The organism is Desulfocurvus sp. DL1XJH-121, from assembly GCF_054819825.1.
Genome location: NZ_JBTVWW010000008.1, coordinates 67,080 through 89,938 on the forward strand (window position 1 = coordinate 67,080; position 22,859 = coordinate 89,938).

Sequence of the window (22,859 nt, forward strand, 5' to 3'; positions counted from 1 at the left end):
CGGCCGCGCAGCACGACCTGGACGGAGCGGCCACCCGGACGACCCGTCCTGTTATATAAAAATCTGATAGTGTTCTATGGATGCTGTCTATGGACGTCAAGCAACACGGGAGGTAGGCAGATTTTTACACAGGGAAAACTGAAAAATCGTTGAACAACAGGCTGGATATTAACAGGGAAAGGTTTGGGGGCGTGTGTTGGGAAAAGAGGGAAAAATGAGGAGCGGCCGGATTTTTTTACAAAGAATCAGGGGCCCGGCCGCTCCGTGTGGGGGCTTGAGAGGGCGTGGTCAGCGCGTCCGGCTCTCCCGGAGGCACTGGTCCACGGCCCGGTTCCATTTGTCGGTGTAGCGGGCCTTGTATTGCCGGTCCGCCTCGGCTTGGCACCTGACAAGGGCCTCGTCGTCGCCGCCGCCGCCCATCAGGGCGCATCCGCCCAGGAGCAGCGCCGCCAACGCCGTGGCCAGCAAGAGTCTGTTCATATCGTCCTCCCGCGGCGGGGCCGCCGGTCAGTCGACGCGGTTCCAGAGGGTCTGCGCCACGGGCTGGAACCCGTCGCGCTGCATGAGGATGTCCAGGGGCAGCAGCCCCAGGGCCGTGACCTCGGGAACGGGGTCCTCCTCGGCCTGCGCGGCGTCGTAGGTCGCCAGGTAGCGGCCGCAGGCGCGGCAGAGGTCCGCGCGCTTGTGGCGCTGCCCTTCCAGGTGGAAGTATTCCAGGGTGTCGTGCTCCTCGTTGCCGCAATGCGGGCAGGCGTGGCGCTTGAACCGCCACTGGGACGAGCAGCGCGAGCAGACCAGCCAGCGCTGGCCTCCGTGGCTCTTCAGGTAGGGGTCGTCCTCCCCGGACTTGCGCAGGATGGCCAGCCCGGGAGCGGCCCCGCACAGGGGGCAGTAGCCCCGGCCCCAGGAGCCCAGGTCCAGGTTTTCGACTATGTCCCGGCCCGCCGTCTGCAGCACGGGCCGCATGGCCAGGGCCACGGCCAGTTCCAGAGCGGCCCGCCCCGCGTCCGTGGCGCGGGCCAGCTTCTTCAGGGCCTGGGCGTCGCCGGACATGGCGGCCTCCATGAGGGCGGCCGGGTCCAGGGTCTCGTTTTCCAGGGCGTAGAGGATCTTGCGCAGGTCGTCGGCGATGCGCACGAAGGCCCGGCCCGTGACGGGCAGGACCGTGCGCGCGGCCGACACGAAGGCCCCGGCGTGGCCGCCCAGGGGGGCGTCCACGAACAGGGGCACGCCCCGGCCGAGTTTCTCGCGGTCCATGGGCGCGGGATCGGCGCCCTGGTCCAGGAGCCGCGCCCTGGCCCGGGCCAATTCCATGAGCAGGGGTTCGAAGGCGCCGAGGATGGGCGCCAGGCTGCGGTCCTTTTCGCGCAGCCGCCTGGCCCCGTCCTGAATGCGTTGGGCGTCCCGTGTCTGTTCCATGTGCGTCACCATGCTGGTATGCGGCGGCGGGGGCCTCGGCCCCCGCCGCCCGATTCGGATGGAGGTGTCCGTTGCGGTCGTCTAGCCGAGCTTGGCCAGCGGACGCCCCAGCTTGGCGAACAACGCCTTGCGGCTCATGGGCGGCAAGGCCTGGGCCACGGCGCGCTCATGCAGGCGCTGGGGTTCGTCGGCCAGCAGGTAGATGACCGCCACGTCGTCCGGATCGGCCAGGGAGGCCCTGGGGAACTCTCCCTTGACCTTGGCCAGGCGTTCCCGGGCCAGGGCCAGCATGTCGTCGCGCTCTCCGAAGTTCATGGCCCCCATGGCGCAGGTGGCCACGCACATGGGCAACTTGTCGTTCTTCACGCGGTCGATGCACATGTCGCATTTGCTCATCAGGCCGGAGGCGGTGTCGCGCCGCGGGATGTCGTAGGGGCACGACTCGCGGACCTCCTGGAACTCCTCGGCGGACAGCCGCTTGCTGAGGTCCGTGTAGATCACCGCTCCGGTGTCCGAATCCTGGATCACGGCCCCCTCCACATAGTCCGAAGCCACGGACATGCAGGGCGGAGCCAGGCAGTGGCGGCACTGGTCCGGGAAGAAGTACCAGCGCACCACGCCGTCGATGAGGTGCTCGGAGAAGCGCACCAGTTTGTAGTTGTAGGGGTTCAGGTCCGGGGGATTCTGATGCGTCCCCCGCTGCCTGGTCTTCACGGCTGGCAGGTTGTGCCATTCCTTGCAGGCGACTTGGCAACCGCGGCAAGCCGTGCAGCGCGTGGTGTCGATAAGGAATGCCTTGGGCATGGTTCGACTCCTTTTGGCTTTGCCGACGGGTCAGGGGCCCGCCGGCCTGTGGTTGCTACAGTTCCGTCACCTTGTCGGCCTTGCGGATGTTCACCAGTGACGCCTTGTATTCCGGTATGGTGGTGTTGGGGTCGCCCACGGACGGGGTCAGCCGGTTCACGGCGTCGCCGCATTTGGGCGTGGTCCAGCCGAAGCAGAAGGGCATGCCCACCTCGTGGATGGTCCTGCCCTGGACCTTCAGGGGCCGCATGCGCACCGTGACCATGGCCACGGCCTCCACGCTGCCCCGGATGCTCTCCACCACGACCACGTCGCCGTTCTTGATGCCCCTCTCCTTGGCCAGCTCGTGGCTCATCTCCACGTACTGCTGGGGCTCGGCCTCAAGCAGCGCCGGGGTGTTGCGGGTTTCGCCGCCGCCGCACCAGTGCTCCGTGAGGCAGTAGGTGGTCAGCACGATGGGGAAGCGCTTGTCCCCGGGCTTGGCCAGGGCGTCGGCGTCGCTGTAGGCAATCTTGGCGCAGGGGTTGTTGAGCTGCCCGGAGAACGGGTTGCTCGTAAGCGGCGTCTCCATGGGCTCGTAGTGCTCGGGGAAGGGGCCTTCCTGCCGGCCGGGGCCGAACAGCTGGGCGTGGCCTTCGGTGTGCATGATGAACGGGTAGCGGCCCTTGCCCGTGGCCAGGGGCGGCCAGCCCCCGTCGGGGATGTCGCCCACCCACTTGCCGTCCTGCCATTCGATGACGGCCTTGGCCGGGTTCCAGGGCTTGCCGTTCTTGTCCACGGACGCGCGGTTGTAGAGCACGCGCCGGTTCACGGGCCAGGCCCAGGAGAAGTTCGGGAACAGCCCGATGTTCTCCTGCATGGGGGTCTGGGAGTGGTCGCGGCGCTTGGCCAGGTTGCCGGAGTCGGGGTACGAGCCGCATTGCAGCCAGTTGGTGCTCACGGTGGACCCGTCGTCGGCGAGCCTGGTGAAGCTCGGCACCTGCTGGCCCTTCTTGTACGCCTTGCCGCCGATCTCCACGTCCCGGGTGAACCAGCCGTTGTTGCGCTTGGCCAGCATGTCCGGGTCGTAGGCGACGGGCCAGTCCATGTTCACGATGGGCTCGGGGAAGACCCCGGTCTCCTCGCGGTACAGCTTGCGGACGGCGTTCATGATGTCCACCACCATGGCGCCCATGGGCTTGGACTGCACGATGGGCTTCTGGGCCATGTAGTGCCACATCATCCAGCGGCCGGAGTTGGTCACGCTGCCTTCCTTTTCCCCGCGCTGGGCGCTGGGCAGCAGGAAGACCTCGGTGCCCACGGACGCGGGATCCACGCCCGGGCCGCGCCAGAAGTCGCTGGTCTCGGTGTGGTGCAGTTCGCCCACCACCAGCCAGTCGAGGTTCTGCATGGCGCGGCGCACCTTGTGGCTGTTGGGCGCGCTCTGGGCCGGGTTGGTGCCGAACACGAAGCCGCCCTTGACCTTGCCCTTGTACATCCTGTCGAACAGGAAGATGTACGAGTAGTCGCCGTCGTCGTCGCAACGCGGCAGCCAGTCGTAGCCGAAGCCGTTCTCCGGCGTGGCGTAGTCGCCGTACCAGCCCTTCAGGAGGCTGGCCATGTACTTGGGCTTGTGCTGCCACCAGTTGGCGCTCTGCGGGTCGTGGCTCACCGGGGTGTTGGCCTTGTTGTAGGCCTCGAGGCTGTCCCACTTGGCCCTGGGCACGGGCAGGTAGCCCGGCAGGATGTGGTACAGGATGCAGTGGTCCGTGGACCCCTGCACGTTGGGCTCGCCGCGCAGGGCGTTGATGCCGCCGCCGGCCACGCCGATGTTGCCGAGGAGCAGCTGCACGATGGCCGAGAGGCGGATGTTCTGCACGCCCACGGTGTGCTGGGTCCAGCCCAGGGCGTACATCACGGTGCCGGCCTTGTCGGCCTTGCCCGTGGCCGCGAAGGTCTCGTAGACTCTCTGCAGGTCCTTCTTGGCCACGCCCGTGGTGCTGGATACGCGGTCCAGGGTGTAGCGGGCGTAGTGCTTGCGCATCAGGTTCAGGACGCAGCGGTCGTTCGCGAGGGTCTTGTCCCTGACGGGCACGCCGTCTTCGTCCTTCTCGAAGGCCCATTTGGACTTGTCGTACTTCCTGCCCTTCTTGTCGTAGCCCGCGAACAGGCCGCTGTTGAAGGAGAAGTCCTTGCTGACCACAAAGGCCGCGTTGGTGTAGTCCACCACGTAGTCTTTGAAGTACTTCTCGTTGTCCAGGATGTACTTCACCATACCGCCCAGGAAGGCGATATCGGTGCCCGAACGCAGGGGGACGTGGAAGTCGCTGCGCGCGGAGGTTCTGGAGAATTTGGGATCGACGTGCATCACCTTGGCGCCCTTGTCCTTGGCCTTGAGCACCCACTTGAAGGAGATGGGATGGTGCTCAGCCGCGTTGCTCCCCATGATGAGGATGGCGTCAGCGTTGGCGATGTCGGTCCAGTGGTTGGTCATCGCGCCGCGTCCGAACGACTCTGCCAGAGCCGCAACAGTGGCGCTGTGTCAGATACGGGCCTGGTGGTCCATGTGGACGACGCCCAGGCCTCTCAGCATTTGATGCGAAACAGTGCATTCCTCGTTGTCCATCTGGGACGTGCCCAGTTGGAAGATGGACTCCACGCGGTTGACCACCTGGCCCTTGGCGTTGAGCTTCCTGAAGTCGCTGTCGCGGGTGTCCTTGACCTTGCGGGCGATGCGCTCAAGGGTCCAGTCCCAGTCCTTCTCCACCCACTCGCTGGAATGGGGGGCGCGGTACAGGGGCTTTTCCAGGCGGTGTTTGCCCGTGTGCATGGACAGAAGCGCCGCGCCCTTGGCGCACAGCGCGCCCTCGCTCACGGGGTAGTCGGGATCGCCTTCCACGCTCACGACCTTGCCGTCCTTGACGTGCATCAGCACGTTGCAGCAGCAGGCGCAGAAGGGACAGATGGAGATGACCTCCTTGGCCCCCTCGATCTTCATCCCGTAGGCGTGGGCCTTGACCGGACTGAGATCAAGCCCCAGTTGTCCCAGGGACAGGCCTACAGCTCCGGCCCCCGTGACTTTGAGAAACCCTCGTCGAGTGATCGTCATAAGCCTCCTCCGTTGTTGCCGCGGGTCCGGGGAAATCCCCTCGGGACCGCGCGGATGAACTGCGGGCGTCCGCCCGGGTTGTGTTCTGCGCCGGGCCCCGGTCTTGTTATGCTTGCGTAAGCATAACACAGGGCGGACCGGGCCGATGTCGAGGCCGCAGGGCCGCCCGAGGCGTTTAGCCCTGGCGGCCGGTCCTGGCCGGACTGCGCGGAAAACGCCGCCGGGCCTGTGGCGCAGAGTCTTTTCCCAACTCGATCCTAGTCTATGGGATAGGAGGAAGAACGAGTCAACAAATCCGTAACTAGGCAGTGTTTTACACTGCGAGAAGCCGGAAAAATTGAATAACCATCCGATATCGAAATGGAAAATATGGAATCGTGATGTTGGGGCTGATACTTTGGGGTGCTATATAGGGGACGGAATATGCCGGAATCATGTCTGAAAGGTTTCCCGCGCCGCATGCCGGAACATGCGGCGCGGGGAAAAGAGGTCGTCCGTTATTTGCCGAAGGGGCATTTGGGGAACGTGCAGGTCTTGCATTCCATGCACAGGCCGCCGTGGCCCAAGGCCGACAGCAGCTTGCGGTCGAGGGTCTGCCCGGCCAGGAGCCTGGGCAGGATCAGGTCCAGGCTGGTGGTCTTGTAGAACAGGGCGCAGGCCGGGACTCCCAGTATCTGGGCCGTGCCGATGCGCGCGGTCAGCGTCATGGCCCCGGGCAGGATGGGCGCGCCGTGCACCAGGTCCTCGGCCCCGGCGTCCATGATGGCCTGGCGGGTCACGTCGTCGGGGTCTACGGACAGGCCCGCCGTGGTCACGATGAGGTCGCAGCCCTCGTCCAGGAGCGCCCTGATGCCCCGGCTTACGGCCTCGCGGTCGTCGGGCGCGACGATGGTCCGGAGCACCTCGCAGTCCAGGGCCTTGAGCTTGCCCGTGATCACGGGCTCGAATTTGTCCTCGATGAGGCCCTGGAAGACCTCGGTGCCGGTGATCAGGATGCCCGCCCTGGCCTTGCGCATGGGGCGCACGTGCAGGACGGGCTTGTCCCCCAGGACGTTCACGGCCTTGTGGAACACGTTCTCGGGCAGGAACAGGGGGATGGAGCGCGTGGCCGCCACCCGGGTCCCGGCCTTGAGCACGCTGCCGTCGTGGCGCGTGGTCGCAATGACCCCGGTGAGGCTGTTGAAGGCCGTGAGCGCTTCCGTGTCCACGGTGAGCAGGCCGTCGCGCGTGGCCACGAGGTTGGCCTTGCCCTCGCGGATGTCTCCGGCGATGGCCACGCCGCCGCCGCACAGGGCGTCGGCGAAGGCCTGGGCCGCCGCGTCCTCGTGCACCCAGCCCGGGGGAATCTCCTGGCCGTCCTCTACGTAGACCCGGTTGCGGCCCATGGACTGCAGGCGGCAGATGTCTCCGCCCGTGATGACCTGGCCCCGGGTGAAGGCCGGGCCCTTGTCCTCGCCGGGCACGATGCGCGTCATGTCGTGCAGGGCCGTACGGCCCTCGGCGTCGGTGACGGCCACGGCCTTGAGGTTCTGGGGCCCGTCCAGGAATTCCTGGCGGGAATTGTTCTCGTAGGGAGTCTCCCCCTGGCAGAGGCGGCAGATGCGGCCGTGGATCTTGGGGTAGGGCTGGCCGCACAGGGGACAGACCGCGATGGCGCCCTTGGACTTGCGCGCCACCTTGGGGATGTGCACCAGCACCGGCTCCACGCGGCAGATGCTCGCCCCGGCCGTGCGGATGTCCTGGCGCAGCTGCACGTCGTCCTGCTCGCGCTTGGGTTTTTCCTTCATCAGCCAGACGCGGTATTCCGGGTAGTTGCAGAGCAGTTCGTAGTCCACGCTGACGCGCACGCCCACGCCGTTGGACTTGTCGTACAGGGTCACGGCGTAGAGCCCCAGGTTCAGGACCTTGAGCCAGCCGTTGCCCACAGTGCAGGGGGTCAGCATCTGCACGGCGTCGGGCAGGCACCAGGGCGTCTCGGAAATGGCGTCGAAAAGGATGCCCTTGGGCAGGCGGGCCTTGGCCGCCTCGACCATGAATCCCCCCAGGAGCAGACCGGGAGCGGGGTAGCCGTGAAATCGGCGGGCTCGCTCCACGAATTCGTCGAAGGTCTCGTTGCCGATGCAGTCGCTCAAGAAGATATCCTCCGTGCAATGGGTGCGTGGATTCATCACAGGTAGAGGAAGGAAAATACCCCGTCAAACAGAAAAAGACTAGGCAGGGTTTGACACTGGCGGGGCCGTGGGGAGCCGCGTCGGGTGGGGATTGCGGGGGGATGCGTGGAAGGCGTCCCCGGCCCGGGGCGAACCCGGGCCGGGGAGCCGGAACGATGTCGTCGGGCCTAGCGCTGCAGGCTCGGGCCGTCCGTGCCGAAGGTGCCCTTCCAGGCGGCGGTGAGCGCCTCCACGGGCTGGTCCAGCACCGGGGCCCCGTCCCTGGTCAGGATCAGGGCCTGGTTCGCGGTGACCTCGCCGATGCGGGCCATGTGCTGGCCGGCGAAGCGGGCCTCGAAGGCCTCGCGGTTCTCGGGGCGCACGCTGACCAGAATCCGCGAGTTGGACTCGGAATAGAGCAGGTCCGTGGTCTCCATGGCCGGGCAGGTGGGCACCTTGGCCAGGTCCGCGCCCGCGCCCAGGCGGCCGCCGATGCACATCTCGGCCAGGGCCACGCCCAGGCCGCCGTCGGACAGGTCGTGGGCCGCGCTGATCAGGCCGTCCTGGATGGCGCCGTGCAGGGCCAGGTAGCGCTCGCGCGCGCTGACCACGTCCACCTGGGGCACGTCGGAGAACGGGGCCTTGAACAGTTCCGAGACCTCGCTGCCGCCCAGCTCGGGGCGGGTCAGGCCCAGGATGTAGACCAGGTCGCCCGGGGCCTTGAAGTCCGAGGTCACGCACTTGTTCACGTCCTGGACCACGCCGAGGACCGAGAAGAGCACCGTGGGCGGGATGGATATCTTGGTCTCGCCGCCGGTGTAGTCGTTCTTCATGGAGTCCTTGCCGGAGATGCAGGGCACGCCGAAGGCCTGGCAGAAATGGGCCAGGGCCTGGTTGGCGCGCACCAGCTGGGCCAGCTTGTAGTGGCCGTCCGGGGTCTTCTCGGACTGCACCGGGTCGCACCAGCAGAAGTTGTCCGTGCCCGCCATGTGGCGCGGGTCCGCGCCCGTGGCCACGGCGTTGCGCACGGCCTCGTCGATGGCCGAGGCCATCATCCAGTAGGTGTCCAGGGCCGAGAACTTGGGGCAGATGCCGTGGGAGACCACGATGCCCCGGTCGGAGGACAGCACGGGCCGCAGCGCCCCGGCGTCGGCCGGTCCGTCGGCCTTGGCGCCGGTGAGGGGCTTCACGGCGCTGCCGCCCTGGACCTCGTGGTCGTACTGGCGGACGATGTATTCCTTGGAGCAGACGTTCAGGCGGCCGAGCATCTTCTTCAGCAGGTCGCCCTGGTCGGCAACGAACAGGGGCATGTAGGGCTCGTCCTCGCCCGGGCGCTCCCACACGGCCTTGAGTTCCATCTGGGGCACGCCGTCGTGCAGGAATTCCATGGGCAGGTAGGCCACGGGCTTGTCCCCGTAGGTCACATGGAAGTAGCCGGAATCCGTGAACTCGCCCAGGTGCGAGGCCTCCACGTCCATTTCCTCGGCCAGGGCCATGAACTCGGGGAGCTTGTCCTGGGGCACCGCCAGGGTCATGCGCTCCTGGGCCTCGGAAAGCAGGATCTCCCAGGGCCTGAGGCCGTCGTACTTCAGCGGGGCCTTGGAGATGTCCATGCGGCAGCCGCCGGACATCTCGGCCATCTCGCCCACGGAGGAGGACAGGCCGCCCGCGCCGTTGTCCGTGATGGCGTTGTACAGGCCCATGTCCCGGGCGCGCATCAGGAAATCGTACATCTTGCGCTGGGTGATGGGGTCGCCGATCTGCACGGCCGTGGCCGGGGAGCCCTCGTGCAGCTCCTCGGAGGAGAAGGTGGCCCCGTGGATGCCGTCCTTGCCGATGCGCCCGCCGGTCATGACGATGGCGTCGCCGGGCAGGGCGGCCTTCTCGTGGCTGGGCTTGCCCGCCACCTCGGCGGGCAACAGGCCGATGGTGCCGCAGAACACCAGGGGCTTGCCCAGGTACTGGTCGTGGAAGACCAGGGAGCCGTTCACCGTGGGGATGCCGGACTTGTTGCCGCCGTGCTCCACGCCCTCGCGTACGCCCTCCAGCACCCGGCGGGGGTGCAACAGACGCGGGGGCAGCTCCTGGGACCAGAAGGGCGAGGCGAAGCAGAAGACATCGGTGTTGCAGACCAGGTTCGCGCCCATGCCCGTGCCCATGGGGTCGCGGTTCACGCCCACGATGCCCGTGAGGGCCCCGCCGTAGGGGTCCAGCGCCGAGGGGCTGTTGTGGGTCTCGACCTTGATGCACACGCTGTGGTCGTCGTCGAACTTGATGACGCCCGCGTTGTCCTTGAACACGGAGAGGCAGAAGTCGTCCTCGCCCTTGGCCTGGCGGATGGCCTTGGTGCTGCCCGCGATATAGGTGGAGAACAGGCTGTCCACCACGCTGCGCGTACCGGTCTCCTTGTTCTCGTAGTCGATCTTGGCGTTGAATATTTTGTGCTTGCAGTGCTCGGACCAGGTCTGGGCCAGGCTCTCCACCTCGGCGTCGGTGGGGTTCTGGGGCAGGCCGGCCTTGGCGCGGGCCGCGCGCACGTCCGCGCCCCTGTAGTGCTCGCGGATCATCCGCATCTCGGTCAGCGACAGGGCCAGGGTGTTCTCGCGGGAGAAGGCCATCAGGCCCTCGTCGTCCATGGCCTCCAGGTCGATCTCGCGCACCTCGTCCATGGCCTCGCCCGTGACCTGGGCCGCGCGGGCCGTAAAGCCCGGGGCCGCGGCCCAGTCCGCCGCGCTCTTGACTTCGAAGCGTTGGATCAGCTCGTTGGCCAGGTAGTCACGGCCGATGCGCTCGGCGTCCGCTGCCGAGAGGTCGCCGGAGAGCAGGTACTGGGTGGAGGTGTACACGGCGATGGACTCGGCCTTGGCCTTGCCCAGGCCCAGGACCAGGGCCACGGATTCGCGGGCCGTGCGGCCCTCGTTGTCCGTGACGCCGGGGCGGAAGCCCACCTCGATGATCCAGTCGAAATCCCTGGCCGCGGGCGTGAGCGACGCCTCGTGCAGCACCGGGTCGTGCAGGGCCCCGTTGTCCAGGATGGCCTGGATGCCCGCGTCGTCCACTCCCTGGACCGTGAAGACCTTGACGATCCGGCAGCTGTCCACGCCCAGGGCCAGGGCGTGGCCGATGCCTTTCGCCACCTTGCGCCCCACGCTGTCCGTGACGTGGTCCTTGAGCCCCAGTTCGATACGCCGCAACATGTCCCAGCTCCTGTGTTCTCGGATGCGGAAAAAAAGGAAGGCGGCAAAGCCGCGCCCGCGCGACTGTACCCCAGTACGCTGAAAATACAAAGACCTCTTGCCTCGATATAAATATGCTTTTATTTCAGTGAATTAGTGAATGTTTTGACCCTGCGGCCGCAGCCTTTCGCGGCCGCGCCGGGGCCGTCAGAAGGAGTGGACGATGTCGTCCCCGCCGCCGGTCTTGGCTTGGTAGCAGGCGTTGTCCGCGCGCTTGAGCAGGGATTCCGGGCTCTCGCCCTGCTTGAGCATGGCCACGCCCATGCTCAGCCGGACCTTGCCCAGCAGCGAGCTGTCCACCGCGGCCTTGATGCGCGAGGCCAGGGAGCCCAGCCCGCCGGGGTCCACCTCCGTGGCGATGACCGCGAACTCGTCCCCGCCGTAGCGGCAGGGGAAGTCCGTGCCCTGACGGACCTGTTCGCGCAGGGCCGCGGCCACCTTGCGCAGTACCGCGTCGCCCATCTGGTGGCCCTGGGTGTCGTTGACTTCCTTGAACTTGTCCAGATCGAAGAAGATCAGCCCCACGGGCCGGGTCGTGCGCAGGGCCCGGCGGGTCTCGCGTTCCAGGAGCATGTGGAACTGGTGATGGTTCAGGAGGTTGGTAAGCCCGTCGTACACGGCCTGGCGCCTGACCTTTTCCTCCAGCCTGCGGACCACGCTCAGGTCGCGCCCCACCACCAGGAAGGCCGGGGGCTCGCTGCGCCTGCCGTGCAGGGGCGAGATGATGCATTCCATGGGTTTGTGGGAGCCGTCCGGCCCCAGGATGGAGATTTCCAGGGGCGCGTCCGTGGAACCGAGCATGTCCGGGCCCCAGGAGCGGGCCGCGTCCTTGGTGGGCCGGGAGACCTCGAAGAGGTTCGCGTCCTGCAGGCGGTCGCGGTGCGAGGGGGAGACGAAGGTGATGTTGCCCTTGGCGTCCACGGTGAGCACTAGGTCGCGCATGGAGTCCACCAGGCGCTCCAGGAATTCGCTGTGCCTGAAGGCCTGCATCTCCAACTCCGTGACGTCGGAGAGGTCCTCGGCCAGGAACAGGATGGAGTCGTCGCCCGGGGCGGACTCCTTGTGCGCGGACACGAACAGGCATTGCCCCGGCTCCTCGGGGCCCGGGGTCAGGCAGGCGATTTTGTTGAAGGCGGGCTTTTCCGTGTCCGCCAGGAACAGTCGCCATTCCGCGTCGGTGCCGCTGCCCGCGTCCACGTGCAGGCACTGCATGGCGTCGCGCCCCTTGGGCGCGGCCGGGGCCCCGAGCATGCGGAACAGGGAGGCGTTGAGCTCCTGGATGCGGCCCTCGCCGTCCAGGCGGGCCACGCCCACGGGCAGCAGGTCCAGGGTCCGGGCCTTGGACTCCATGACCGCCTGGCGCAGGCTGTATTCCTCGAAGGCCCGGGACAGGAAACGCACGTACATGGCCACCTGGGAGGCCTGCTGGTCGCTGAGGCCCGAGGGCAGCCGCAGCTCGCCCCACTTGTCCCCGGAGGCCAGGAGCAGCAGGCGCAGCTTCTTGAGGCGCCAGGGCAGGTCCGTGTCCACTTCAGCGGAGCCCTTTTCCTCCACCGGGCCGCCCGTGGACCGGAACAGGGCCCAGGTCCCGTTGAGGGGCGAGCGCAGGGACAGCTCCCAGCCCGAAAGCTCGAAATTCCAGCCCAGGTGCCTGGCCACGGCCCGGGCCACGGCGGCTAGCCCCCCGGAGGTGGAGGGGATGTCCAGGCACTGGAAATGATACTGCTGCATGGTCTGTACGGAATGCTCGTACAGGCGCTGGTTGGGCGCGGCCTCGTCCAGGTTGAGGATGGCCAGCAGGGACCGGAACTTCTGTACGCAGGTCTGGCGCAGTTCCTCCACTTCCTCGGGGCCGATGCCCAGGCGGCCGCGCAGGGTGTGGTCGAACTGCATGTACAGCAGGGGGTCGCGGTCGCAGCCGCCCGTGAGCTCGGACCAGTGCGTGGCCAGGATCACGGCCTGGGTCAGGGCCGGATGGTTCTCCAGCTCGGCCATCGCGTGGTGGTGGGCGATGCAGCCGCAGCCCAGGTCCGGGATGTCCCACTGCTCCAGGGCCAGGAGGGTCAGCTCCGGATGGGTCCTGCCCCAGGCCTCGGCCTCGGCGTTCAGCTGGCCGGGCTGCAGGCAGATCAGCTGTTCCGGGTTCAAGGGCGCGAGGGCGTCGGGCTCCGTGCGCGTCAACAGCAGCAGGGAAAGGTCCTTGAGGAGCGTGCAGAGATAGGCCAGGTCGGCCTGGTCCGGGCAGATGCGCTCGGCGATGAGCTCGGCGGCGATGGCCGCCCAGACGATGGTCCGCCAGGTGGCGAAGGAATTTTCGTCGCCCTTGTCCGTGGTGTCCTGGCGCAGGTAGGACACGGACAGGGCGATCTTGAGGATTTCCTTGGTGCCCAGGACCACGGCGGCGCGCTCCAGGGAGGTGACGCGTTGGGTCAGGCCGTAGAAGGGCGAGTTCACCAGGTTCAGGACCGCGGCGGACATGATGGGGTCCATGCCGATGACCTGGGCGATGTCCGTGAAGTCCGGCGCGGGCTTGACCAGTTCGCGCAGGAGCTGGGCCATGACCGGGGGGAAGGCCTGCTCAAGGCCCTGTCGAACCGAGGAGAGGAGGCGCGCCTCCCAGGAATTGCCCATGGCGTCCGCCCTTGGTGGGAAGAATTACCTGTCGCGTCGGACCACGTAATCCAGCACGGAGTCCAGTATACCTTTTTCCGGACACTCGGGAAAGAGCGCCAGGGCCTCGCGAGCCGCGTCCACGTGGCGCCGGGCCTCGTCCAGGGCGTCGGAAACCAGCCCGCCCCGCTCCACGCCGGCGGTGACGCGGGCGATTTCCTCGTCGTCCAGGGTTCCGGCGGCGAATCGGGCGCGCAGGGATTCGCGGCTGTCGGCGTCCAGGCTCTGGAGGTAGGAGATGAGCGGCATGGTGACCTTGCCTTCGCGCAGGTCGCCCCCCGAGGGCTTGCCCGTGACCTCGGCCGGGGACACGTAGTCCAGGGCGTCGTCCACCAGCTGGAAGGCGATGCCCAGGCTCAGGCCGTAGTCGTGGGCGGCCTGCTCGATCCCGGTTTCGGCCTCCGCCAGGATGGCCCCGCACTGGCAGGCCCCCTGGAACAGGTAGGCGGTCTTGCCGGTGATGATGTCCATGTATTCCTGGTGGCTGAGGGCGGTGTTGCGCACGTTGGCGATTTCCATGACCTCGCCGGTCACCGTGCGCATGATGGCCTCGGAGAGCACGGCCGTGAGCCGGGGCTTGCCGTAGTCGGCCACCAGGCGGTTGGCCAGGGCCAGGAGCACGTCCCCGGCCAGGATGGTGGTGGACTTGCCGAAGGCCAGGTGCGCGGCCTGGCGGCCCCGCCTGAGCTGGGCGTCGTCCAGGATGTCGTCGTGCAAGAGCGTGGCCGAGTGCAGGAGCTCCAGGGAGCAGGCCAGGGGGTAGACCTCGTCCCCCGCGCCCAAGGCGCGGGCCGTGAGGATGGTCAACAGCGGCCTGAGGCGTTTGCCCCCGGCGGCCAGGACGTGCTCCACGGACGGGCGCACCACCGGATCCAGCGCGGCGGCCTGCTCGTCGAGGAAGGCGTTGATCCTTGGCAACTCGCCCTGCAGGTATCGCATGATGTCTTGCATGAGGGGTCTGTATCCGGTTTTTGCCCGGGAGGGCAAGTGGTTGAGCCAATTCTTAACATGAAATCATGCGCCGCGGACCATGGCCTCCAGGTGTTTCAGGGCCTCGCGTCCGCGCCCGCCCATGTCCAGGCTGAGGTCGTTGACGTAGGCCTCGATGTGCGCGGCGAGGATGGCCTCGTCCAGCTCCTGGGCCAGGATGCGCACCAGGGGCAGGATGGATTCCGGGGCCGTGCGGGCCTGCTCCATGCTGGCCCGGATGGCGCGGGCCGCCCCCTGGCGCACGTCGCCGGGCAGGTCGCGCCGGGCCGCGATGACCCCCAGGGGCAGGGGCGCGCCGTTCGTCGCGTCGGCCCACCACGCTCCCAGGTCCAGGCGGATTTCCAGGCCGTGGCGCTCCGGGGCCAGGGCTGTCTCGTGGATCAGCAGCCCGGCGTCGGCCCGGCCCGCCTGCACGGCGGCCACGATGTCCGAGAAGAGCATGGGCTTGGCCTCGAAGGGCTCGTCCATGGCCGCGCGCAGCACGGCCAGGGCCGTGGTGCGCAGCCCGGGCACGGCCACCACCCTGGGGCGCGCGGGGGCGTCGGGCCGGGCCACGAGCTTGGGGCCCGCGCCCAGGCCGAAGGCCGCGCCCGAGGGCAGGATCTCGTAGCTGTCCGTGAGGCCCAGGGCCGCGGCCGCGCTCAACTTGACCACGTCGAAGCGCCGGGCCTCGGCGGCCTGGTTGAGTTCCTCCACGTCGGCCCAGGTGAAGCGCGCGGGAATCCGGGCCGCTTCCGGGGCTAGGCCCAGGATCCAGGCCGCGAAGATGAAGGAGTCGTTGGGGCAGGGGGATATGGCCACGCTCAAAGAGCCGTTCATGATTTATTCTCCGTCAGCAGGGCGCGCGCGGCGCGGCCCAGGGCCGCCAGGGCGCCGGGCAGGTCCCAGCCCCCGGCCTCGCGCGGGCCCACGATGTTGGACACGGTGCGCACCTCCAGGAAGGGCAAGCCCGCCCGCAGGCAGCCCAGGGCCAGGGCGAAGCCCTCCATGTTCTCCATGTCCGGGTCGTAGGTCCGGGCCATGGACCGGGCCACGGCCGCGTCGGCGCTTACGCCGGACACGGTGAGGCTCGCCGCCAGGGGCCAGTCCCCGGGCAGGGCCAGGCCCAGCTCGCGGGCCGCGCCCCCGGGGTCCAGGCCGATGCGTTTGTACACCGGGCCCCCGGGCGTCTCGGCCAGGGGGAAGCCCAGGCCGCGCGCGTCCACGCCTTCCTGCGTGCGCAGTCCGTATTCCGGCCAGATCTCCTCGCGTACCACGGCCGTCGTTCCCAGGGCCAGGCGGCCGGAAAACGCCCCGGCCACGCCGAGGTTCACGACCCCGCGCGGGGATTGTTCGCCCAGCAGCCGTCCCAGGGCCAGGGCCGCGCTCAGCGGGCCGACCCCGGTGACCAGGACCAGCGCCTCGCGCCCGGCCACGGCCGCGCGCGCCCAGCCTCCCGGCTCGGGGGGGGCGGTGTCTAGGGCGGCGGCGCATTCCCGCGCGGTGGCGAAGGCCAGGACCAGCATGAGGGTGCTCGATTCGCTGTCAGTTTTGTTCGGATTCGGTTTTTTCCAGGGTCAGGAGCACATGGCCGGAGGGGGCTGTTTCGCGCGCGGCGATGCGCGCCGAATGGTGCCGGGCCAGGATCTCGATCTTGAACACGGAATCCCCGTCCACTTCGGCTTCGATGCGCCCTCCGGGGGCCAGGGCGGCGAGGTGCGAACTCACCTCGCGGAACCCGCTTCAGCAGTCGCGCCAGCAGACGACGCGCGCAACGTCCTCGGCCATGCCTTCTCCTACAGCCGCCAGTAGTCCACGCCCAGGTTCCTGAGGCTGGTCCCGTCGAGGAAGCCCTTGATGTCCAGGACCACCGCGCCCCGGGGCCGGGCGAAGAACCGGGCCAGTCCCGCGAAGCTCATGTCCAGGCCGCGGTAGGCCTCGTGGCCCACGGCCAGGATCAGGCCGTCCAGGTTGGTCATGCGCTCCAGGGGGGTCAGGTCGATGCCGTATTCGGCCTTGGCCTCGGCCGGGTCGGCCATGGGGTCGTGCACCAGGACCTCCACCCCGTACTCCTCGAGCTCGGAGATCACGTCCACCACCTTGGTGTTGCGCAGGTCCGGGACGTTCTCCTTGAAGGTCAGGCCGAGGACGCCCACGCGCGCGCCCTTGACCAGGCATTCCTTGTGGATCAGGCGCTTGACCGTCTTCTCGGCCACGTGCTTGGCCATGGAGTCGTTGGTGCTGCGCCCCGCCAGGATGACCTGGGGGTGGAAGCCCATGGCCTCGGCCTTGAAGGTCAGGTAGTAGGGGTCCACGCCGATGCAGTGGCCGCCCACCAAGCCGGGCCTAAAGGGCAGGAAATTCCACTTGGTGCCCGCGGCCTCCAGGACCTCCTGAGTGTCGATGTCCATGCGGTCGAAGATCAGGGCCAGCTCGTTCATCAGGGCGATGTTCAGGTCGCGCTGGGTGTTCTCGATGACCTTGGCGGCCTCGGCCACCTTGATGCTGGTCACGCGGTGCACCCCGGCCCGGACCACCGAGCCGTAGACCTGGGCCAGGAGGTCGGCCGTGGCCTTGTCCTGCCCGGCCACCACCTTGACGATGGTCTCCAGGGTGTGGACCTTGTCCCCGGGGTTGATGCGCTCGGGCGAGTAGCCCACGAAGAAGTCCCTGCCGCAGGCCAGCCCGGAGTTCTGCTCCAGGAGCGGTACGCAGACCTCCTCGGTGAGCCCGGGATAGACCGTGGATTCGTAGCAGACCACCGTGTCCGGCGAGAGGTGCTTGCCCACGGTGGCGGACGCCCCGCGCACGGGGCCGAGGTCCGGGCTGCGGTAGGCGTCGATGGGCGTGGGCACGGCCACGATGACCAAGCCCGCCTTTTCGAGTTCCGCCGGGTCGCAGGCATAGGCGGCCGTCGACGCCGTCAGGGCGGCGGCGTCCACTTCGCCGGTGCGGTCCCGCCCCTCGGCGAGCTCCTTGACGCGGCTTTCGGAGATGTCGAATCCGATGACCTGGAAATGGTGCGACAGGGCCACGGCCAAGGGCAGCCCCACGTATCCGAGTCCCACCACGGCCACGGGCTTGCGGCCGCTTGCAAGGTCCTCAAAACTGATCATTTCTTCTTTGCTCCTTTGCGCGGCACTCCGGGGTGGACACAGGCCCGCGCCTGCGGGTAGGAGTGTCGCATGTTCGATTGGAAAACCTTTCTCGCGGCCCTGGGCCTGGCTTTCGTCCTGGAGGGGGCCGCGTATTTTCTCGCTGCGGACAAGCTGCCCGCCATGCTCAGGCTGCTGGCCGAGCGCCCGGCCCGTGAAATCCGCTTCATGGGCGGCGCGGCCGTGCTGGCCGGGCTGTTCCTCGTCTGGCTGGCCAGATCCTGAAACCTTCGCTAGCTACTTCGTCGTTTTCTTCGCCGCTGTCTTCTTCGGGGTAGCGGGCTTTTTCGCCGTGGCCTTGGGGGCGGCCTTTTTGGTCGTCGCCTTGGCCGTCCCGGCCTTTGCGGCCGTCTTTTTTGCTGTCGCCTTTTTCGCCGCCCCGGGCGCGGCGGGCTTCTTGGCCGCCTTGGCGGCCGGGGCCTTTTTCGCGGGGGCCTTTTCCGTCCCGGCAGCGGCGGTCTTGGTTTTCGCCTTGGCCTTCGGGGCCTTCGCCGCAGGGACTAGGGCGGCCTCCATGGCCTTCAGCCCGGCCGCCGTGTTGGCCGCGCAGCGCGCGGTGATGCCCACGGGGTCCTCCTCGGGTTCGGGTCGCGGCGCGGCCTGGGCGTCCCGGGGCGCGCCCATAACGTAGAGCCCGTTGCTCAGGGGGCGCTCCGCCACGTGGATGTTCACGATGCCCGAGAGCAGGGACTCGTGGTCCACGCGCACGAAGCCCGCGTCGCGCAGTTCCCGCTCCAGGTCCGGGGCCGTGGGAAAGTCGGCGATGGTCTCGGCCAGGTAGGAGTAGGCTTTGCGGTCCCCGGAGATCAGGCGTCCCACCAGGGGCAGGATACCGTTGAGGTAGAAATTGTACAGGCCCTTCCAGATGGGCCGCCGCGAGGAGCCGAACTCCAGGATGGCCAGGCGGCCGCCCGGCGCGAGCACGCGCAGGATCTCGGCGTAGGCCGCCTGGCGGGGGCGGATGTTGCGGATGCCGAAGGCGATGGTCACGCCGTCCACGCAGGATTCGGGCAGGGGCAGGGACCGGCCGTCGGCCAGCACGGGCAGCACGTCCCGGGCCTGATGGCTGACCTTGGGCAGGCCGCGCTCCAGCATGGGCCGGGCGAAGTCCATGGCCAGCACGCGCGCGCCCGGATGGGCGTCGAGCAGGGCGCGCGTCACGTCCATGGTCCCGGCGGCCAGGTCCAGGATGCGGCCCGTGCGGCCTGGGCGCACCGCGCGCACCAGCCGCCGCCGCCAGACGATGTCCAGGCCCAGGCTCAGGAAATGGTTCAGGAAATCGTACCAGCCGGCGATGCGCCCGAACATCTGGCGCACGCGGCCCGCCTGTTCGCGGGGATCGTTTTCAAGCATCTGTCGCGGGCCTTATTCGGCGTCTTGCGAAGCCGCGTTGCGCGGGTCCGCGCTGATGGTGCGCAGGACCTCGTTGTAGATGCTGGAAAAGATTTCCGGGAAGTTGCCGGGCGAGATGCGGCCGATCTCGATGAACTTGACGGTGATTTCCTTGGCCACCTGCAGGGCTTCTTTCTGGACCTTGTCCACGGGCATCTCCGCTTTGAACAGCCTGGGAGGGGGTTTTTCACCCTGTTGCGTCGGGGAAAACCCGCCCGGGGGGAAACGGCCTGGACCCCATGGTCTGGCGTACCGGGCGGGAAACGGGAAAAACCTGTCAAGCCCTCCCCGTTTTTCGCTTCGTGTAGCATGGGCCGGGGGTGGAGTCGAGAGGCCTGAAACGGCGAAAGGTCCGCGGACCCCCGCGAACCTTTCGGAAAGATTGATGTCTCCCGGGCCTATTCGCCCGAGCCCATGAGCGCGGCGATCTCCTCGCGGATGACCCGCGCCGCGGCAGCCGCGATTTCCTTCTCCAGGTCGGCCATGATCTCAGCCTTGATCTCGGCCTTGAGGGCTTCGATGTCCGGCCCGGCCTGCGCGTCGCCCGGGCCCATCTTGGCCAGGATGTCCTTGACGTGGTCCTGGAGTTCCTTGGACACGGTCTTCTCCACCTTGTCCAGGCGCGCGACCAGTTCCTCCACGGCCTGCTGGGGCAGCACGGCCGGAGGCCCGTCGGCCACCCGGGCGGAAGCCGGCTCTTGGGCGGCGGGCTCCTCGGCGGGCTCGGCCGCTTCGGCCTCCTCGGGTTCGTCCAGGTCTTCCAGGCCGTCCAGGGTGTCGTCCAGGTCCTGGATGGAGGCCTCCAGATCGTCCAGGCCATCCAGATCGTCGTCCAGGTCCGGGAAGGCCTCTTCCTCGCTGGGGGCCTCGGCGCTCTCGTCGGGCTCGTCGGCTACAGCGTCCGTGGCGTCCGCGGCCTCTCCGTCCCCCGCCTCCAGGAGGTCGTCGAGGTCCGAGAGGTCGTCCAGGTCGCCCAGATCGTCGTCGCCGGAGTCCTCGGCCTGGGCCGTTTCGGCCGCGTCGTCTCCGTCGTCGCCGAGCAGGTCGTCGAGATCCGAGAGGTCGTCCAGGTCGTCGTCGCCCCCGGCGTCGGGCGCGGGCGCATCGTCCTCGTCGTCGCCCAGCAGGTCGTCAAGGTCGGAAAGGTCGGCTTCCTCGGCGCTGTCTTCGGCGTCATCGCCGCCCAGGGCGTCGAGTTCCTCGTCCAGGCTGGAGAGGTCCAATTCGTCGTCGTCCTTGCCGCCGTCCTCGTCGTCGCTGTCCGCGAAGAGTTCCTCGAGTTCCTGCTCGAAGCCCAGGTCGACGTCGTCGTCCCCGCCGTCCTCGCCGCCGGAGGCAAGATCGCCCTTTTTGATGATGTCGGTGAGTTCGAGGACTTCATCGTTGGGGTTGTCAGGGACCATGGAACACCTCGCGGTTGTGTGAAGGAAAGGGGCCGCTTACGCGGCCCCGGAATGCCATTTGGGGCCTACGGATGGCAGGCGGACTTGTTGCAGCCGGTGAGCAGCTTCTTCTTGTCCTTGTCCGCACCGGCGACGTCCTTGTGGCAGGACACGCAGGTGGGCTTGGAGGCCTTCTTGCTGTGGATGGCCTGGTAGTAGCTGTTCTTGCTCTTGTCCTTCTTGTCGAACTTGTCGTGGCAGCCGGCGTCGGAGCACTTCTTGATGGGCGCGGCTCCGTCCCAGGTGTGGTGACAGACCTTGCAGTCCTCGCCCTTGTGGGTGGAGTGGTTGAAGGTGACCGGTTTCTTGGTGTTAGCCATTTTCAGACCGTCGGCGGGCGCATCGGCGGCGTTCAGGGCGGGCAGCGCGCAGAAACAGACGAGTGCCGCGCAGACCAGACCCATGGTCAGGAATCTCTTCATCTCAGACTTACCTCCTCATAAGGTATGATAAAGTATTCATTGAGCACCACTATTGTAGCTTGCCCATCGTGTCAAGACGTGCGGGCGGGCGCGAACGGGTGCCGGGCCTGGAAATACGCGCTGTTTTCGCCTCTTGCCGGAGCTTTCGCGAACCGGGGACGCATCTGACCTATCGGCGCGGCGCGTTGAAATGTTTAGCTTGTGCCGTAACGCTCCAGATAGCCCCGGGGCGTGACCATGCGCCCGCCGGACAGGCGCGTGGCCGAGTTGCCCACGAACACGATGGACAGCATGTCCGCCTCGCCGGGGTCGAAATCCGCCAGGGCGGCGGCCGAGACCTCCTGCCCCTGGCGGTAGGCCGAGCGCACCAGGCCCACGGGGGTTTCGGGCGCGCGGTGCGCGGCGATGATCTCCAGGGCCCGGGGCAGCTGCCAGTCCCGGCGCTTGGAGCGCGGGTTGTAGAGCACGATGACGAAGTCGGCGGCCGCCGCGTGGTCCAGGCGTTTCTCGATGGCCTCCCAGGGCGTGAGCAGGTCCGAGAGGCTGACGACCGCGAAGTCGTGGGTCAGGGGCGCGCCGAGCAGCGCGGCTCCGGCGGCCAGGGCCGGGATGCCCGGGACCACGGTGAAGTCCGGGTCCGGCAATCCGTCCCCCGCGGTTTGCTCCAGGATTTCCAGGGCCAGCCCGGCCATGCCGTAGACCCCGGCGTCCCCCGAGGAGATGAGCGCCACGTCCTCGCCCGCGCGCGCCCGGTCCACGGCCTCGGCCACGCGCCGCATCTCCTGCTTCATGCCCGTGACCACCACATCGCGGCCCTCGCGCAGGACCGGGTCCAGGAGGTCCATGTACGTGCCGTAGCCCACCAGCACCCGGGCGCGCGTGAGCGCCGCCAGGGCCATGGGCGCCAGCAGGGACGCGTCCCCCGGGCCAAGGCCGACCACGGTCAGGGAACCAGGGCCACCGCCACCGTCACACCGTTGCATCTGGTCTTCTCCACCAGGAGCGCCTCGGCTCCCGCGCATGCCAGGGCCGCCGCCTCGCTCACCGAGGGCGTGCCCATTGTCTGAAGCACCTTGTCCGAAGGGTTGGGCGTATCAAATCCGGCCAATTCCCCGGCGTCGTAGAAAAACAGTCCCCGGCCCAGGCGCGCCGCGGCCTCCAGCAGGCCTTGCTCATTGCGCTTGGCCTCGATGCTGGCCAGGGCCAGCACGGCCTGCGGGGCCAGCCCGGCGGCGGCCAGGGTCTCGTGCACCGCCGCGAGGATGGCCTCCGCGTCCATGCCCCGGCGGCAGCCCACGCCCACGGCCAGGCAGGGCGGGTGCAGCAGCAGCATGTTCTCCTCTGGCTCCCTGGCCAGGTGCGTGACCCAGACCCCCGGGGCCCCGGGAATCCAGCCCGCCGCGTCGGCCACGGGCCGGAAATGCGCGCTCCACGGATGCTCAACGCCCGCCTCCGGGGCCAGGCGCAGCCAGCCGTCCGGGTCGTGGACCTGCACGGTCTCGCCCGCGAGCAGGGCCACGTTCACCGCCTTCACCGCGTCCAGATTGAATATGGCCAGGCCGCGCTCCTGGGCCAGCACGTCCAGGCTGGGCAGGTCCTCGGTGTCCGTGGCCGTGGTCACCACGGCCTGCCCGGCGGTGATCCCCGCGATCCTGCGGGCCAGATCGTTGGCTCCGCCCAGGTGCCCGGAGACCAGGCTCACGGCGAAGCGCCCGCGCTGGTCCAGGGCCACCACGGCCGGGTCCCGGTCCTTGCCCAGGAGCAGCGGCGCGACGCAGCGCACCGCGATGCCCGCCGCGGCCACGAACACGTGCGCCGCATAACTCGCGAACACCGCGCCCACAAAGGGCGGCAGGCTGTCGAAGGTCCCGGCCTGGCCGAAGCCTCCGTCCGCCAGCCGCGCGCTCACGAACAGATCGCCGCCCAACTCCCGCGCCAACACGCGCCCCAACCGCGCCCCCTGGGGCGTGAGCGCGTACACGGCAGCGTCCTTGCGCTGGCCCGGGCGGGCTGTGGAACCGGGATCGGGTTCGAACATGGAGGCCTCCGGCGGCCGGGGGTCGCTGTCCCCCGGGCCCCCTGGCAAGGGGGTAACCCCCTTGCATCCTTCTA

Annotated in this window: 19 protein-coding genes; 1 reads left to right on the plus strand and 18 read right to left on the minus strand. The window is 68.2% G+C overall.

Going from position 1 to position 22,859, the window contains the following annotated elements:
- Positions 1 to 288: 288 nt before the first annotated feature.
- The 12 genes from ACYYG1_RS07545 to ACYYG1_RS07600 all read right to left on the minus strand — a co-directional run bounded on the left by ACYYG1_RS07545 (position 289) and on the right by ACYYG1_RS07600 (position 17,452).
- A complete protein-coding gene (locus tag ACYYG1_RS07545; RefSeq protein ID WP_461209683.1) occupies positions 289 to 480 on the minus strand; it encodes a hypothetical protein in 192 nt (63 codons plus the stop codon).
- A 27-nt stretch (positions 481 to 507) separates the two neighbouring features.
- Positions 508 to 1,419 carry a formate dehydrogenase accessory protein FdhE gene (locus ACYYG1_RS07550; RefSeq protein WP_461209684.1) on the minus strand — a complete coding sequence of 304 codons (912 nt, stop codon included), beginning with the start codon at positions 1,417 to 1,419 and terminating at the stop codon, positions 508 to 510.
- Between the two features lie 81 nt (positions 1,420 to 1,500).
- Positions 1,501 to 2,223 carry a 4Fe-4S dicluster domain-containing protein gene (locus tag ACYYG1_RS07555; RefSeq protein WP_461209685.1) on the minus strand — a complete coding sequence of 241 codons (723 nt, stop codon included), beginning with the start codon at positions 2,221 to 2,223 and terminating at the stop codon, positions 1,501 to 1,503.
- 55 nt (positions 2,224 to 2,278) lie between these two features.
- On the minus strand, positions 2,279 to 5,311 hold the full coding sequence (gene fdnG, locus ACYYG1_RS07560; RefSeq protein WP_461209686.1) for a formate dehydrogenase-N subunit alpha: 3,033 nt from the start codon (positions 5,309 to 5,311) through the stop codon (positions 2,279 to 2,281).
- 497 nt (positions 5,312 to 5,808) lie between these two features.
- Positions 5,809 to 7,479 (minus strand): FmdE family protein, encoded by a 1,671-nt coding sequence (locus tag ACYYG1_RS07565; RefSeq protein WP_461209687.1) that lies wholly within the window; start codon positions 7,477 to 7,479, stop codon positions 5,809 to 5,811.
- A gap of 170 nt (positions 7,480 to 7,649) precedes the next feature.
- Positions 7,650 to 10,658: an AIR synthase-related protein gene (locus tag ACYYG1_RS07570; RefSeq protein ID WP_461209688.1), complete on the minus strand. Its 3,009-nt coding sequence runs from the start codon at positions 10,656 to 10,658 to the stop codon at positions 7,650 to 7,652.
- 186 nt (positions 10,659 to 10,844) lie between these two features.
- A complete protein-coding gene (locus ACYYG1_RS07575) occupies positions 10,845 to 13,328 on the minus strand; it encodes a diguanylate cyclase (RefSeq protein WP_461209689.1) in 2,484 nt (827 codons plus the stop codon).
- A 24-nt stretch (positions 13,329 to 13,352) separates the two neighbouring features.
- Positions 13,353 to 14,318 (minus strand): polyprenyl synthetase family protein, encoded by a 966-nt coding sequence (locus tag ACYYG1_RS07580; RefSeq protein WP_461209690.1) that lies wholly within the window; start codon positions 14,316 to 14,318, stop codon positions 13,353 to 13,355.
- 63 nt (positions 14,319 to 14,381) lie between these two features.
- A complete protein-coding gene (locus ACYYG1_RS07585) occupies positions 14,382 to 15,176 on the minus strand; it encodes a 1,4-dihydroxy-6-naphtoate synthase (protein ID WP_461209691.1) in 795 nt (264 codons plus the stop codon).
- The gene (mqnB, locus tag ACYYG1_RS07590; RefSeq protein ID WP_461209692.1) at positions 15,173 to 15,862 is read right to left on the minus strand and encodes a futalosine hydrolase; all 690 of its coding nucleotides are present in this window, start codon (positions 15,860 to 15,862) and stop codon (positions 15,173 to 15,175) included. Before mqnB ends, ACYYG1_RS07585 begins: the two co-directional genes overlap by 4 nt.
- Positions 15,863 to 15,881: 19 nt before the next feature.
- Complete coding sequence (locus ACYYG1_RS07595; protein WP_461209693.1) at positions 15,882 to 16,064, minus strand: hypothetical protein; 183 nt, start codon at positions 16,062 to 16,064, stop codon at positions 15,882 to 15,884.
- Positions 16,065 to 16,132: 68 nt separating this feature from the next.
- Entirely contained in the window at positions 16,133 to 17,452 is a 1,320-nt protein-coding gene (locus ACYYG1_RS07600; RefSeq protein ID WP_461209694.1) for a nucleotide sugar dehydrogenase, read from the minus strand.
- Positions 17,453 to 17,521: 69 nt separating this feature from the next.
- On the opposite strand from ACYYG1_RS07600, the gene ACYYG1_RS07605 reads away from it, so the two are divergent.
- Complete coding sequence (locus tag ACYYG1_RS07605; RefSeq protein ID WP_461209695.1) at positions 17,522 to 17,716, plus strand: DUF2065 domain-containing protein; 195 nt, start codon at positions 17,522 to 17,524, stop codon at positions 17,714 to 17,716.
- A gap of 12 nt (positions 17,717 to 17,728) precedes the next feature.
- Here the strand turns inward: ACYYG1_RS07605 and ACYYG1_RS07610 are convergent, their stop codons facing one another.
- The 6 genes from ACYYG1_RS07610 to ACYYG1_RS07635 form a co-directional block, all read right to left on the minus strand.
- On the minus strand, positions 17,729 to 18,844 hold the full coding sequence (locus ACYYG1_RS07610) for a ubiquinone/menaquinone biosynthesis methyltransferase (RefSeq protein ID WP_461209696.1): 1,116 nt from the start codon (positions 18,842 to 18,844) through the stop codon (positions 17,729 to 17,731).
- A gap of 12 nt (positions 18,845 to 18,856) precedes the next feature.
- Positions 18,857 to 19,033, minus strand: coding sequence for a hypothetical protein (locus ACYYG1_RS07615; protein WP_461209697.1), 177 nt, complete (start codon positions 19,031 to 19,033; stop codon positions 18,857 to 18,859).
- Between the two features lie 248 nt (positions 19,034 to 19,281).
- Entirely contained in the window at positions 19,282 to 20,286 is a 1,005-nt protein-coding gene (locus tag ACYYG1_RS07620) for a hypothetical protein (RefSeq protein WP_461209698.1), read from the minus strand.
- Positions 20,287 to 20,351: 65 nt separating this feature from the next.
- The gene (locus ACYYG1_RS07625; protein ID WP_461209699.1) at positions 20,352 to 20,747 is read right to left on the minus strand and encodes a cytochrome c3 family protein; all 396 of its coding nucleotides are present in this window, start codon (positions 20,745 to 20,747) and stop codon (positions 20,352 to 20,354) included.
- A gap of 194 nt (positions 20,748 to 20,941) precedes the next feature.
- Positions 20,942 to 21,730 (minus strand): precorrin-3B C(17)-methyltransferase, encoded by a 789-nt coding sequence (gene cobJ, locus ACYYG1_RS07630; RefSeq protein WP_461209700.1) that lies wholly within the window; start codon positions 21,728 to 21,730, stop codon positions 20,942 to 20,944.
- Positions 21,691 to 22,785 (minus strand): cobalt-precorrin 5A hydrolase, encoded by a 1,095-nt coding sequence (locus tag ACYYG1_RS07635; RefSeq protein WP_461209701.1) that lies wholly within the window; start codon positions 22,783 to 22,785, stop codon positions 21,691 to 21,693. Before ACYYG1_RS07635 ends, cobJ begins: the two co-directional genes overlap by 40 nt.
- Positions 22,786 to 22,859 lie beyond the last annotated feature (74 nt).

Bases quoted from the DNA above. Each gene is read 5' to 3' on its own strand.
- ACYYG1_RS07545 (WP_461209683.1), bottom strand. From the start codon at position 480: ATGAACAGACTCTTGCTGGCCACGGCGTTGGCGGCGCTGCTCCTGGGC.
- ACYYG1_RS07550 (WP_461209684.1), bottom strand. From the start codon at position 1,419: ATGGAACAGACACGGGACGCCCAACGCATTCAGGACGGGGCCAGGCGG.
- ACYYG1_RS07555 (WP_461209685.1), bottom strand. From the start codon at position 2,223: ATGCCCAAGGCATTCCTTATCGACACCACGCGCTGCACGGCTTGCCGC.
- ACYYG1_RS07565 (WP_461209687.1), bottom strand. From the start codon at position 7,479: ATGAATCCACGCACCCATTGCACGGAGGATATCTTCTTGAGCGACTGC.
- ACYYG1_RS07570 (WP_461209688.1), bottom strand. From the start codon at position 10,658: ATGTTGCGGCGTATCGAACTGGGGCTCAAGGACCACGTCACGGACAGC.
- ACYYG1_RS07575 (WP_461209689.1), bottom strand. From the start codon at position 13,328: ATGGGCAATTCCTGGGAGGCGCGCCTCCTCTCCTCGGTTCGACAGGGC.
- ACYYG1_RS07580 (WP_461209690.1), bottom strand. From the start codon at position 14,318: ATGCAAGACATCATGCGATACCTGCAGGGCGAGTTGCCAAGGATCAAC.
- ACYYG1_RS07585 (WP_461209691.1), bottom strand. From the start codon at position 15,176: ATGAACGGCTCTTTGAGCGTGGCCATATCCCCCTGCCCCAACGACTCC.
- mqnB (WP_461209692.1), bottom strand. From the start codon at position 15,862: ATGCTGGTCCTGGCCTTCGCCACCGCGCGGGAATGCGCCGCCGCCCTA.
- ACYYG1_RS07600 (WP_461209694.1), bottom strand. From the start codon at position 17,452: ATGATCAGTTTTGAGGACCTTGCAAGCGGCCGCAAGCCCGTGGCCGTG.
- ACYYG1_RS07605 (WP_461209695.1), top strand. From the start codon at position 17,522: ATGTTCGATTGGAAAACCTTTCTCGCGGCCCTGGGCCTGGCTTTCGTC.
- ACYYG1_RS07610 (WP_461209696.1), bottom strand. From the start codon at position 18,844: ATGCTTGAAAACGATCCCCGCGAACAGGCGGGCCGCGTGCGCCAGATG.
- ACYYG1_RS07620 (WP_461209698.1), bottom strand. From the start codon at position 20,286: ATGGTCCCTGACAACCCCAACGATGAAGTCCTCGAACTCACCGACATC.
- ACYYG1_RS07625 (WP_461209699.1), bottom strand. From the start codon at position 20,747: ATGAAGAGATTCCTGACCATGGGTCTGGTCTGCGCGGCACTCGTCTGT.
- cobJ (WP_461209700.1), bottom strand. From the start codon at position 21,730: ATGCAACGGTGTGACGGTGGCGGTGGCCCTGGTTCCCTGACCGTGGTC.
- ACYYG1_RS07635 (WP_461209701.1), bottom strand. From the start codon at position 22,785: ATGTTCGAACCCGATCCCGGTTCCACAGCCCGCCCGGGCCAGCGCAAG.